Genomic DNA, 12,434 nt, shown 5'->3' on the forward strand with positions numbered 1-12,434 from the left:
AGGCATTTACATGCAGAATGAGGAAGGATTTACTCTTTTAGAAATGTTATTAGTTATGGTTGTCATAACTGTATTATTACTATTAATTATTCCAAATGTAGTTACACAGCGCTCATCTGTCCAAGGAAAAGGGTGTGCAGCATATGTGAAATCTGTAGAAACGCAAATACAAGTGTACCAATTACAATACAATAAAATTCCATCGTTAAAAGAACTAACAGAAGGAAAATATATTACAGCTGATAAGTGTCCGAATGGTGAAGCAATTTATATTTCAGATAATGGTACAGTATCTGTCGGGGCATTGTGAAACAAAAAGGATTTACTCTTTTAGAAATGTTGCTCGTTCTATTTATAATTTCTGTATTGAGCATGGTTACGTATTTTAACGTTCATTCATTATATGAAAAACAAAAAGTTGAACAATTTTTGAAACAGTTTTCAAATGATATTTTGTATATGCAGCAATTAGCGATAAACCGTCAAAAGTATTATACGTTACGATGGTATAAGGAGAAGAACGTGTACTACATTGGGGAATCAGGTACGGAGCATTTTATTGTGAAGAGAGACTATGATAACGATATACAAATTGATTTGCATACTTTTCCAAATCCGATGACATATAATCCGAGCGGAAATATTAATAAGGGTGGTACGATTTTACTTTCATATCGAAGTTATAAATATGAGATTGTATTTCAGCTTGGAAGAGGGAGATTTACGTATCGTGAAATGTCAAAAAGGATCAGTGATGGCTGAAATGCTTGTATCGTTAAGCTTACTAATGATGGCGGTATCGTTATTACTGCCGCAAACAGTATTGGTTATGCAAGAAAGAAAAAATATACAAATCCGCTATAAGGCATTTGCATTATTAAAAAAAGAAGCAGCTTTATATATGTATGAGAATGAGGAAAGGCGAGTAAAAGAAAAAGCGATTAACGAAATTGTATATTACACATATTGGGGAGGAAATGAAGTTTGTGTTATGTGGAAGGATGTGAAAGGAAGAATGATGGAACAATGCTTTTATGCGGGAGAAAAAATAAATTAGAAATTGGATTTACATTAATAGAAATGATCGTATGTCTGTTTTTGTTATCACTGTTCTTTTTACTCTTACCAAGTTTTCATTTTATCGGAATGGAAAATAAACAGTTAAAAGGATTAAATGAGTGGGAGTGGGATGTGTTTTTAGGGCAAGTACAATTAGAGTTTCGTGAAGTATCATCTGGAGAAAATATAAGGGTACTTGAAGAGAAAGATAGTATTTTGCGCTTCCGTCTACGCAATGGGGATGAAGTGATGTATGAAAAAGTGAATAATTACCTTATAAGAAAAGTGAATATGCGTGGAAGGGAAGTTTTATTACAAAAGGTTGGAATGGTTTCGTACAAACTAACTCCTCACTTGCTCTTTATAAATGTGAAAGATACTAACGGGAAAATATATGAAGGTGTAGCTGTACGATATAGCGAAATGGAAATAAGGGAATGAGAAAACAAGGTGGATTTACAATGCCAGCAACAATCATTTTTCTTGTTTTATTAACTTCTTTTTTTGTATACGAAACGAATATGTTGCTTTCTGATAAGAAATTTTATATTGAAATAGAGAAAAAATTTTTAGTGGAGGAGTTGCTTAATCGAGCAATTACAGATATAAAAGTAGACTTACAGAAAACAGAAATAGATGGTACATTTTTCTTTCAATATGAAAAAGGACAGGCGAGTGGAAAGTATGTCCTTGGAAACGATTCTATTTTCGTTTCGTTGCAGTGCAAAATAAAACCAGAAGTTTTCTATACGGTAAGCTTTCGGTATAGAAAAAAAGATGAGAAAATATTCGATTGGATAGAAGGATAGTATGTAAAATATACGGATAAAAACCATAATTTCTCATTTTAAAATGGGTTGTTTTTTAAAAGGAAATGGATAAATAAAACAATTGAAAGTTTAAATTTTCTCAAAAAAGAGAAAGGTAGAAAGAATATGATATATTCATGCTATCCAATCATTTTTTTTTAGGAGAATAGGGAAATGACAAATAACAATCAAATAGGCGAAAATAAGGAACAAACTATTTTTGATCATACAGGAAATAAGATTATGACGGAAGATAGGGAAATACACATTATTTCAAAATTCGAAGAACCTCTTATTGTCGTGTTAGGAAATGTATTAAGTGATGAAGAGTGCGATAAATTGATCGAATTGTCTAAAAATAAGTTGGCGCGTTCTAAAGTTGGTTCATCACGTGATGTAAATGATATTCGAACGAGTAAAGGTGCATTTTTGGATGATAATGAACTTACTGCGAAGATTGAAAAACGAATTTCATCTATCATGAATGTTCCTGCGTCGCATGGAGAAGGATTGCACATTTTAAATTATGAAGTGGATCAACAATATAAAGCACATTATGATTATTTTGCAGAACATAGTAGATCAGCTGCTAATAATCGTATCAGTACTCTTGTGATGTACTTAAATGATGTAGAAGAAGGCGGAGAAACATACTTTCCAAAATTAAATCTTTCTGTGCACCCTAGAAAGGGAATGGCAGTATACTTTGAGTATTTCTATCAAGACCAATCACTAAATGAGCTTACGTTACATGGAGGAGCCCCTGTAACGAAAGGTGAGAAATGGATTGCAACGCAGTGGGTGAGAAGAGGTACTTATAAGTAAAAGCGAGTATATTACGTTTTGTTCTCCATTGGATAAGGAGAACGAAACGTTTTTTTATTAAATAGTGTAATCTTTCGTTATAATAACAAATAACAAAGGATGATTGAGAGGAACGAAAATGAAATCTATATACATAACGGGCTATATGGGAGCTGGGAAAACAACAATTGGAAAAGCGTTAAGTAAAGAACTTCATATGGAAGTTGTAGATACAGATCAAAAAATCGAAGAAGAGCAAGAAAAGTCGATTCGACATATTTTTGCCGAAGAAGGAGAAATCGCTTTTCGGGAATATGAAAGTGAAATGCTACGTTCACTACCGGTTCATAATGTCATTATTACAACTGGTGGAGGAATTATTGAACGAGCGGAAAATCGAAAGTGGATGAAAGAGAACGGAACTGTCGTGTATTTATATTGCGATCCGTATGTAATTGCAGAGAGACTTCGTGAAGATACGACACGTCCATTATTTCAGAAGAAAGATATCGAGGCATTTGTAACGAAATTTGAATCGCGCCGAGCTTATTATGAGGAGGCAGAGATTTATATTGATACGACAAATAAGTCGATAGAACAAATTATGAATGAATTAAAGGCGAAGATTAATGTATAAAAAAGTGGACATACTAATCAAGTAGAGGTGATGATAATATGTCTACTAATGATTATGTACGCTTTGTGACGCAGCAGTTTGTGTCGTATATGGATGCTCCAAAAGAAGATCGTAAGCAAAAGAAAGACCAACGCCGTGCTGAAAAAGAGCCATTTTTGAATAAGTGGTTTGGTGTTATGCCACTTAGTGCTGCTTTGTTTTATCGAAACGTAAAAAGTAAGAGAAAAAAATCAAGTTAACTTTTAGTCATATGTCTAGCAAAAAGAAAATCCCCTAGTAGCATCATATACTAGGGGATTTTCTTTTACTGCACGGATTCTTTTTCCTCAGTAACTGCATGTATTTTATTGTTCACCCATACGAATCCTATTCCGATACAAATAGAAATACCCCATCCGACAGCAGTCATAATTGCTCTCATTTCGCCGTAGCCATCTACCCCGAAAACTGAGATGAAATAAATTTTTAAGAAGCTTTTTAATATAAATTGCAGCCCGAAAAATAGTGTTAAATATTGCAGTGCTGGATATATACGACTATCGCGATAAAGCTCTCGACTTTTATCGCGGTCATGGCCTTGCAGTGCTGCGATGTCTGCAGCAAAATATAACATAAGTGGCTTTTTTATAAAAATTGAACATATGACGATAATGCCAAGCACGATATGATAATAGGCATCGTTCCACAACATTCGTTCAGCCGATCCAGATAATAGATCTACCGTCGTATTAGCAATGAGTGTAACTAAAATAAAAAATCCTGTTACGTTAAACTGCTTTTCCTTTTTAAACGTATACAGTGTATAAATAATCCCAGGAACAGATGAGATTAACATTGCGTAATAAGGATCGATATAGGGCTTTGCAAATTTCCAAATAAGGAATGGGAATACGAGATAAAAGATGAGATCTAATATAGCTTTTTTATTTTGATTCATATAGAACCTCCTTAAGTCATACATATATTTTATAATATAATTTCTGGAAATTGTATAAGGTTTAATCGGAAAAACGAAAGTATATTAATTTTTTGGAATTAATAGATTGAAAAATTGCCCCTAGCGTAGTAAGTTTTTTTAGTATATAATAAAGGAAACGCTTTCATTTTTTCGGATTGTTCACAAAACGGACGAAAAATAATATATTTACTATCGATATGTTGCTTTATAATGAAACTAATTAAATATACTTGCATACAATATTGTGAAATAAATAACATAAATGATTTATATAAATGTAAACGTTATCAAAGAGAGAGGTGGAGACAATGAGTAAATTTTTCTTCAATCATAATCCAGCAACATTAGAGGATGGAAGGCTTGTTAAGTATGCTGAAATTATTTATGGAGAAGGTGGCCGTTCTGTATTAGAAAATTTAATGGTGAAGGCATCTATCAGATTACGTGATCGTTATCCGAATAAATCTGACGAACAGATCTCGAACCTCGTAAATCAAGGCATCCATGATATGTTTCAAAAATATGTGAATGAGTAAGAGTAGCTAATGGCTGCTCTTATTTTTTTGTATAAGGATTGTATCTCTAGCTGAAAATAAACGTGTATTCTGAAAGATGTAAAAAGGAGGGGAAAAGATGAGCAATGGAATTGGTCGTTCAAAAGAAAATCTTCCAACTGATGCAAATCATGTGAGCGCAAAGGATCGTGCACATCAGAAACGTATGGCACAGAAAAATCAGCAAGAGCGTAGTGGCGATAGAGAGTAGGATAGGAAATGACTAAAAAGAAAGCTCCTTCTAACACGGAAGGAGCTTCTTTAAGATAAAAAATGATTGGCGGTAACATAAAAGAGGCCACCGTTAATAATTTGAACTGTAATGCGTGGTTCATACTGTTCTTGCAGGGCTTGTTTTTCAATTTCATAGCTTTCAGGAAGTTCATCACTATCTTCGTAAAAACGATTTAAAAGATCTAAATCGTGATTCCAGCGTACTCTCGCTTCTTTCGCCCACGTATGGTCATCTTCTGCAATTATATTTTTTAAAGCGTCCTCTATACGTTGTAAGCCACTTTGAGGCTTAATGATAGGAGAGAGAGTAAAACAAAAGTCAGGTATTTTCGGTGTGAGTTTAATGTTTGTTAATGTTTCATGAAAGTTCGCAATCATTGTTCCAGAGATGAGATGAATACCAATGGAGTGAAGAATGTCTTTTTTTCGATCACATTGGTAGGACACTTTTACATTTACCCCGAGCCAAGGATGGAGGGGGGTATGTGTTGCTCCGTTATGTTTTACTTCCTCATATAAGCGTATGTAAGAGCCTAGTTCTTTTGTCGTCTGGAAAATTTGATGTAGTCGTGGTGAACCGTAGTGAATAAGCTCACCATCATTTTCTTCAGTTTCGGGATTTGTAATAAGGGTGAGGCGCATCGGATTCGGTACGCCTCCTGTTTTTTCAAGATAGTGCCAATAAAAAGGGCGATTCATTAATAATTTATCCATTTCAATTGTTAATTGCACGTCTAGTAGATGAGGAGAACGTCCTAAAATTTCACAGTTATTCGCCTCAAAGAAATTGTATAAGTAATTATGAATTTCATGTTGCTGCATAGCCTTGCACCTCAGCTTCGTTTCGTTTCGCAAAGTCGATAATAGATGTTAAGTTTTCCATCTTAATTCGAATTTCACCTTCGCTTTTTGATTGTGCGAAAATTTCTTGAATATGCGCATCGATGTTTTTCATATTTATTCTTGTCAAAATTTCATCGAGTTCACCGATAACGCGCTCAAATAAGTTGATTTTTTCATATAACAGTTTCAAAATGTGTTCTTCAACAGTATGCTTTGTAGCTAAGTTATAAATATGGACATCATTTTTTTGACCAAGGCGGTGAATACGTCCAATTCTTTGCTCGAGTCTCATTGGATTCCATGGCAAGTCATAATTAATCATATGGCTACAAAACTGTAAGTTAATTCCTTCTCCACCAGCTTCTGTTGCAATTAATACTTGTGCATGGTTTTGGAAAAGTTCTTTCATCCAATCTTTTTTTCCGCGTTTAAATCCGCCGCGAAACGGAACGGAAGAAATGCCGTGCTGCTGTAAAAACCATTGTAAGTACATTTGCGATGCTCGATATTCTGTAAAAATGACGACTTTATCGTCAATTTCTTTTATAAGCTCAAGAGCTTTATTTGCTTTTGAGTTGAAAGGAATATGATTAATTTTGTCCATTAGCACATCAATATGTGGGTCTTTTATATAGTGCTCATTTTCTTTCTGTCGTTTTTCTACATGCTTTTTCAATGAATAGTACACAGCTTCACGGCTACTACATGCCTCGCGTTTTAAAGTTAATGATGAGAAAGCAGATGTGAAGGCATCTTGTCCTCGCCAATTTTCAATTCCATTATACAAAGCTTGCTCTTCCTCATTAAACTCAACAAAAATTGTACGTACATGCCTCTTCGGCCAATCAATTCCGGTATTATGGCGTCTATTTCGAACCATTACTTTGTTAATGAGAGCTTTTAAATCTTCATCGGATTCGGCTGAGCGATTTTTTGAAGCGTAGTATTCTTCAAAGTTGGATTGATTGCCTAAATGTCCTGGTTTTAATAAAGAAACAAGGTTGAAAATTTCATCAATCTTATTTTGAACAGGAGTTGCGGTTAGTAATAAACAAAACTTCTTTTTTAATCGCTGTGCAAATTCATAGTTTTTTGTTTTATTATTTTTAAGTTTATGTGCTTCATCGATAATAATAAGATCGTATTCTAAATTCAAAACGATATCGCGATGTGGTGAACGTTTCGCAGTATCAATTGATGAGACAATCACATCGGCTTGCTCCCACGAGTAGCTTTTCTTTTGGGCTACAGCGGGAATGAAAAACTTTGTATTCAGTTCGTATGCCCATTGTGAGACGAGAGAAGCAGGAACGAGTATGAGTACTTTTTTCACAAGGCCGCGCACCATATATTCTTTTAAAATAAGTCCAGCCTCAATCGTTTTTCCAAGCCCTACTTCATCTGCTAGTATCGCTTTACCATTCATTTGTTCAATAACATTTTGAGCGACCTCTAATTGATGAGGAAGCGGTGTGAAATGGGATAAATGTTTTGGTGCTTGTAGTCCATCGAAAGTAGGAACTAGTAACGATTTTTCTGTTTCATAAGCTAAATGATATAAATCCCAGTTTGTCCAAGGCCCATCTTCGTCAATTCTATTTAAAAAATTGTTTTGCCACGTCCGATCTACGGAAATATCGACATTCATTACGCTCTCCCACCCTTTATAAACTAAAATAATTATTTTTTAATGTATGATGATTTGCCCTGAAAGAAGGCATTATTATCGTTATGAAAGGCTACATGATAGACAATAATAAAGTAGTAAATCTTACAAGTTGTATTAATTAAGTTTTAACATAAAAAATTCTAAATTATTTTTTATGCTAGAATATTGATGAAATATAGCGAATAATGTTAGGATAATGGTGTGAAATGTGTGGAATCTTTCGTATTTTATCCAAGAAAGTGATTTTTTATTTACGCTTTCATAAAAAAATATAATGAGATTCCGTATATCCTATCTTTTCAGAATGAAAATGTTTAGATAAGGGAAACAACTTTTATTGATTTGTCAGAGCATAAGGGGGAGAGAGCATGATTACATTACAACGTACACCGTTATTTGATGTATACGCGAAGTATGGTGGGAAAACAATCGACTTCGGTGGTTGGGAATTACCAGTTCAATTTTCAAGCATTAAAGAAGAACATGAAGCTGTTCGTACAGCGGCAGGTTTGTTCGATGTGTCTCATATGGGAGAAGTTGAAGTAAAAGGTGTAGATAGTTTAGCATTTTTACAACGTGTTGTTACAAATGACGTATCTACCTTAAAGGTAGGAGGCGCACAATATACAGCTATGTGCTACGAAAATGGTGGCACAGTAGATGATTTATTAATCTACAAACGTGGTGAAGAAGACTATTTATTAGTAATCAATGCATCAAATATCGAGAAAGATTACGAATGGTTAGCAAGTCATGTAATTGGCGATGCGAAAGTAGTCAATGTTTCTAGTGAAGTTGCGCAGCTTGCAATTCAAGGACCAAAAGCAGAAGGCATTTTACAAAAAGTTGTGTCAGAAGATTTGAAAGAGATTAAGTTCTTTAAATTTAAAAACGATATTCTTGTAGATGGAATTCCAGCACTTGTATCTCGTACAGGTTACACAGGTGAAGATGGATTTGAAATTTACTGTAAGAGTGAAGATGCTGCAAAACTTTGGGAGAAACTTCTTGAAGTTGGAGCAGAAGAGGGCTTAAAGGCATGTGGTTTAGGTGCTCGTGATACACTTCGCTTTGAAGCAACACTTCCGTTATACGGACAAGAATTATCAAAAGATATTACACCGATTGAAGCAGGAATTGGCTTTGCGGTAAAACCAAACAAAGAAGCAGACTTCTTTGGAAAAGAAACGTTAAAAGAGCAAAAAGAAAACGGTGCATCTCGTAAATTAGTCGGCATCGAAGTAATCGAACGCGGTATTCCTCGTACGCATTATCCTGTATTTGTAGGAGAAGAAAAAATCGGGGAAGTAACGAGTGGTACACAATCTCCAACGTTAAAGAAAAGCATTGGTTTAGCACTAATTGATGTAAAATACGCAGCAGTTGATACAGAAGTAGAAATTGAAATTCGTAATAAACGCGTCAAAGCAGTAGTTGTTCCAACACCATTTTATAAACGTTCAAAGTAACGGGGAGAGGGGTAGATTTCATGTTGCATCGTTATCTTCCAATGACAGAAGAAGACAAAAAAGAAATGTTACAAACGATCGGCGTTCAAACGATCGACGAATTATTCGCTGATATTCCAGAGAGTGTTCGTTTTAAAGGGGATTTAAAAATTAAAGAAGCAAAATCTGAGCCAGAACTTTTAAAAGAGTTATCTCAAATGGCTAGCAAAAATGCGAACTTAAAAGAATACGCTTCTTTCTTAGGAGCTGGTGTATACGATCATTACGCTCCAGTAATTGTTGATCATGTTATTTCTCGTTCAGAATTCTATACAGCTTACACGCCATACCAACCAGAAATTTCACAAGGGGAATTACAAGCAATTTTTGAATTCCAAACGATGATTTGTGAATTAACAGGAATGGATGTAGCAAACTCTTCTATGTATGACGGAGGTACGGCTTTAGCTGAAGCGGCAATGCTAGCAGCTGGTCATACTCGCAAAAAGAAAATTCTTGTATCTAGTGCAGTGCACCCAGAATCAAGAGCAGTACTTGAAACATATGCAAAAGGTCAAAATCTAGAAGTTGTTGAAATTAATCATAAAGATGGTGTAACAGATTTAGATGTATTACAAAGTGAAGTAGACGATACAGTTGCTTGTGTAATCGTTCAATATCCAAACTTCTTCGGACAAGTTGAAAAGTTAGCTGATATCGAAAAAATCGTTCATCAACAAAAATCATTATTCATCGTTTCTTCAAATCCATTATCATTAGGCGCATTAACACCACCAGGGAAATTTGGTGCTGATATTGTAATCGGTGATGCACAACCATTCGGTATTCCAACGCAGTTTGGTGGACCACACTGTGGTTACTTTGCAACAACGAAAGCATTTATGCGTAAAATTCCAGGACGTCTTGTAGGACAAACTGTAGATTCAGAAGGTAAACGTGGGTTTGTATTAACGTTACAAGCACGTGAACAGCATATTCGTCGTGATAAAGCGACATCTAACATTTGTTCAAACCAAGCGTTAAACGCATTAGCAGCTTCTGTTGCAATGACGGCACTTGGAAAACAAGGTGTGAAAGAAATGGCACGTCAAAACATTTCTAAAGCACAATATGCAAAACGCCAATTCGAAGCGAAAGGCTTCGCTGTAACATTTGCTGGCCCATTCTTCAATGAGTTCGTTGTAGATTGCAAACGTCCAGTAAAAGAAGTAAATGATGCATTACTACAAAAGAATATTATCGGTGGTTATGACCTAGGCCGTGATTATAAAGAGCATGAAAATCATATGCTTGTAGCAGTAACTGAGCTTCGTACAAAAGAGGAAATTGACACACTTGTAAACGAAATGGGGGCTATCCAATGAAGAACCAAGACCAAGCACTTATCTTTGAAGTGAGTAAAGAAGGACGCGTAGGATATAGCTTACCCAAAATGGATGTAGAAGAAGTGAAACTAGAAGATGTGTTTGAGAGCGATTATATTCGAGTAGAAGATGCAGAGCTACCAGAAGTATCTGAACTTGACATTATGCGCCACTATACAGCACTTTCAAACCGTAACCACGGCGTAGATTCTGGTTTCTATCCACTTGGATCTTGTACGATGAAATATAATCCGAAAATTAATGAGAGTGTAGCTCGTTTCCCTGGATTTGCAAATATTCATCCCCTTCAAGATGAAAAGACAGTACAAGGTGCAATGGAATTAATGTACGACTTGCAAGAGCATCTAATTGAAATTACAGGTATGGATACTGTTACATTACAACCAGCAGCTGGTGCACACGGAGAATGGACAGGTTTAATGTTAATCCGTGCATACCATGAAGCAAATGGTGACTTTAACCGTACGAAAGTAATTGTTCCTGACTCTGCTCACGGAACGAATCCAGCGTCTGCAACAGTAGCTGGTTTTGAAACAATTACAGTAAAATCAAATGAACATGGCCTTGTTGATTTAGAAGACTTAAAACGTGTTGTAAACGAAGAAACAGCAGCACTTATGTTAACAAATCCGAATACGTTAGGCTTATTCGAAGAAAATATTTTAGAAATGGCAGAAATCGTCCATAATGCAGGCGGTAAATTATACTATGATGGTGCAAACTTAAATGCAGTATTAAGCCAAGCACGCCCAGGAGATATGGGATTTGACGTTGTGCATTTAAACCTTCATAAAACATTTACAGGTCCTCACGGTGGCGGTGGCCCAGGTTCTGGTCCAGTAGGTGTGAAAGCTGATTTAATTCCGTACTTACCAAAACCAATTTTAGAGAAAACGGAAAATGGCTATCACTTTAACTATGATCGTCCAGAAGCAATTGGGCGTGTGAAACCATTCTATGGTAACTTCGGAATTAACGTTCGTGCATACACATATATTCGTTCTATGGGTCCAGATGGACTACGTGCAGTAACTGAGTATGCTGTATTAAATGCGAACTACATGATGAGAAGATTAGCACCATTTTATGATCTTCCATTCGATAGACATTGTAAGCATGAATTTGTATTATCAGGTCGTCGTCAAAAGAAACTTGGTGTACGTACATTAGATATTGCAAAACGTCTGCTTGATTTCGGTTACCATCCACCAACAATTTACTTCCCATTAAATGTGGAAGAATGTATTATGATTGAGCCAACAGAAACAGAATCAAAAGAAACATTAGACGGTTTCATTGATAAGATGATTCAAATTGCTAAAGAAGTAGAAGAAAATCCAGAAGTTGTACAAGAAGCACCGCATACTACAGTCATTAAACGTTTAGACGAAACGCTGGCTGCACGTAAACCTGTTTTACGTTATGAAAAGCTAGCTCCTGTACAAGTTTGATTGGAATAAAAAAGAACTCGCTGTATGCGGGTTCTTTTTTTGTTTGGAGAATGTATGCAGAAATAGTGAAAAAAATGTTAAAAATTTATATTTTTTGTTTCATATTGCTGTAAAGAAGCAGTTTCATAGGTGATTTTGTTGAAAAAGTCGGTTTGATAAAAGTATTTATTTTTGTTAGAATTTTATTGAAATTAAGAAGATGTGATGAGGCGAAAATTACTCATTTTTATGTATATGTGAAAAAACGAACAAGTTTGGGGGGGTGAAAGTGTGGGATATCGGTGTTATAGAATGGTATACCATTTAGAAAATGGAGAAACAATTAAAGATATAAAAGAATTTTGTTATCGAGATCAAGGGAAAGTACTAGAAAGAGTAGCACATCGTGTAATGGATAATAGAGAAGTAACGGCGATTGATAAACAAGGAACAATCATTTCAATAGCATGTGAGGACATTGTAAAGGTGGAACTTGATTACATAACAGAAAGTTAACCTTGAGTCATATCCAATTATTCGATAAAATATACTGTTGAATGGTGAAGTGAGAAGAGAGGAGTTT

The 12,434-nt window shown here is 35.2% G+C and carries 17 protein-coding genes and 1 pseudogene; 14 read left to right on the forward strand and 4 right to left on the reverse strand.

Translation table 11 applies throughout. The features are described from left to right. The first annotated feature begins 10 nt into the window (after positions 1-10). The 8 genes from comGC to COI75_RS11240 all read left to right on the forward strand — a co-directional run bounded on the left by comGC (position 11) and on the right by COI75_RS11240 (position 3,548). Complete coding sequence (gene comGC, locus COI75_RS11205; RefSeq protein ID WP_001178699.1) at positions 11-310, forward strand: competence type IV pilus major pilin ComGC; 300 nt, start codon at positions 11-13, stop codon at positions 308-310. Continuing rightward, positions 307-762 (forward strand): competence type IV pilus minor pilin ComGD, encoded by a 456-nt coding sequence (gene comGD, locus COI75_RS11210; RefSeq protein ID WP_000810400.1) that lies wholly within the window; start codon positions 307-309, stop codon positions 760-762. The genes comGC and comGD overlap by 4 nt, the downstream gene beginning before the upstream one ends. Then, positions 755-1,057 carry a hypothetical protein gene (locus COI75_RS11215; RefSeq protein WP_000829528.1) on the forward strand — a complete coding sequence of 101 codons (303 nt, stop codon included), beginning with the start codon at positions 755-757 and terminating at the stop codon, positions 1,055-1,057. The genes comGD and COI75_RS11215 overlap by 8 nt, the downstream gene beginning before the upstream one ends. After that, positions 1,027-1,500 (forward strand): competence type IV pilus minor pilin ComGF, encoded by a 474-nt coding sequence (gene comGF, locus COI75_RS11220; protein ID WP_000923059.1) that lies wholly within the window; start codon positions 1,027-1,029, stop codon positions 1,498-1,500. The genes COI75_RS11215 and comGF overlap by 31 nt, the downstream gene beginning before the upstream one ends. Beyond that, positions 1,497-1,868 (forward strand): competence type IV pilus minor pilin ComGG, encoded by a 372-nt coding sequence (gene comGG / locus COI75_RS11225; RefSeq protein WP_033657927.1) that lies wholly within the window; start codon positions 1,497-1,499, stop codon positions 1,866-1,868. Before comGF ends, comGG begins: the two co-directional genes overlap by 4 nt. Before the next feature lie 174 nt (positions 1,869-2,042). After that, complete coding sequence (locus COI75_RS11230) at positions 2,043-2,693, forward strand: 2OG-Fe(II) oxygenase (protein ID WP_000183883.1); 651 nt, start codon at positions 2,043-2,045, stop codon at positions 2,691-2,693. 118 nt (positions 2,694-2,811) lie between these two features. Then, positions 2,812-3,309: a shikimate kinase gene (locus COI75_RS11235; RefSeq protein WP_000836645.1), complete on the forward strand. Its 498-nt coding sequence runs from the start codon at positions 2,812-2,814 to the stop codon at positions 3,307-3,309. 38 nt (positions 3,310-3,347) lie between these two features. Continuing rightward, positions 3,348-3,548 (forward strand): YqzE family protein, encoded by a 201-nt coding sequence (locus COI75_RS11240; protein WP_000106077.1) that lies wholly within the window; start codon positions 3,348-3,350, stop codon positions 3,546-3,548. 65 nt (positions 3,549-3,613) lie between these two features. On the opposite strand, the gene COI75_RS11245 is transcribed toward COI75_RS11240, so the two are convergent. Together COI75_RS11245 and COI75_RS11250 are read right to left on the reverse strand one after the other, a co-directional pair. Next, positions 3,614-4,246: a VC0807 family protein gene (locus COI75_RS11245; protein ID WP_001073097.1), complete on the reverse strand. Its 633-nt coding sequence runs from the start codon at positions 4,244-4,246 to the stop codon at positions 3,614-3,616. Positions 4,247-4,384: 138 nt separating this feature from the next. Beyond that, positions 4,385-4,503: pseudogene (locus COI75_RS11250) on the reverse strand (GTP pyrophosphokinase). Positions 4,504-4,575: 72 nt separating this feature from the next. Here COI75_RS11250 and COI75_RS11255 point away from each other — a divergent pair. After that, positions 4,576-4,803 carry a hypothetical protein gene (locus tag COI75_RS11255; RefSeq protein WP_000032698.1) on the forward strand — a complete coding sequence of 76 codons (228 nt, stop codon included), beginning with the start codon at positions 4,576-4,578 and terminating at the stop codon, positions 4,801-4,803. 97 nt (positions 4,804-4,900) lie between these two features. Continuing rightward, on the forward strand, positions 4,901-5,032 hold the full coding sequence (locus COI75_RS27280; RefSeq protein WP_000064663.1) for a hypothetical protein: 132 nt from the start codon (positions 4,901-4,903) through the stop codon (positions 5,030-5,032). 50 nt (positions 5,033-5,082) lie between these two features. Here COI75_RS27280 and COI75_RS11265 read toward each other — a convergent pair whose 3' ends face one another. Then, a complete protein-coding gene (locus tag COI75_RS11265) occupies positions 5,083-5,877 on the reverse strand; it encodes a YqhG family protein (RefSeq protein WP_001183976.1) in 795 nt (264 codons plus the stop codon). Continuing rightward, positions 5,864-7,546, reverse strand: coding sequence for a DEAD/DEAH box helicase (locus COI75_RS11270; protein WP_001100035.1), 1,683 nt, complete (start codon positions 7,544-7,546; stop codon positions 5,864-5,866). The genes COI75_RS11265 and COI75_RS11270 overlap by 14 nt, the downstream gene beginning before the upstream one ends. A 389-nt stretch (positions 7,547-7,935) precedes the next feature. On the opposite strand from COI75_RS11270, the gene gcvT reads away from it, so the two are divergent. The 4 genes from gcvT to COI75_RS11295 all read left to right on the forward strand — a co-directional run bounded on the left by gcvT (position 7,936) and on the right by COI75_RS11295 (position 12,367). Continuing rightward, a complete protein-coding gene (gcvT, locus tag COI75_RS11275) occupies positions 7,936-9,036 on the forward strand; it encodes a glycine cleavage system aminomethyltransferase GcvT (protein WP_000631761.1) in 1,101 nt (366 codons plus the stop codon). A gap of 20 nt (positions 9,037-9,056) precedes the next feature. Continuing rightward, positions 9,057-10,400: an aminomethyl-transferring glycine dehydrogenase subunit 1 gene (gene gcvPA, locus COI75_RS11280; protein WP_000903220.1), complete on the forward strand. Its 1,344-nt coding sequence runs from the start codon at positions 9,057-9,059 to the stop codon at positions 10,398-10,400. Then, a complete protein-coding gene (gene gcvPB / locus COI75_RS11285) occupies positions 10,397-11,872 on the forward strand; it encodes an aminomethyl-transferring glycine dehydrogenase subunit 2 (RefSeq protein ID WP_000795706.1) in 1,476 nt (491 codons plus the stop codon). Before gcvPA ends, gcvPB begins: the two co-directional genes overlap by 4 nt. Before the next feature lie 291 nt (positions 11,873-12,163). After that, complete coding sequence (locus tag COI75_RS11295; protein ID WP_000262494.1) at positions 12,164-12,367, forward strand: DUF3929 family protein; 204 nt, start codon at positions 12,164-12,166, stop codon at positions 12,365-12,367. Positions 12,368-12,434 lie beyond the last annotated feature (67 nt).

The sequence above is a fragment of the Bacillus cereus genome, from assembly GCF_002564555.1.
In the GTDB taxonomy this organism is placed as follows: Bacteria; Bacillota; Bacilli; order Bacillales; family Bacillaceae_G; genus Bacillus_A; species Bacillus_A cereus_K.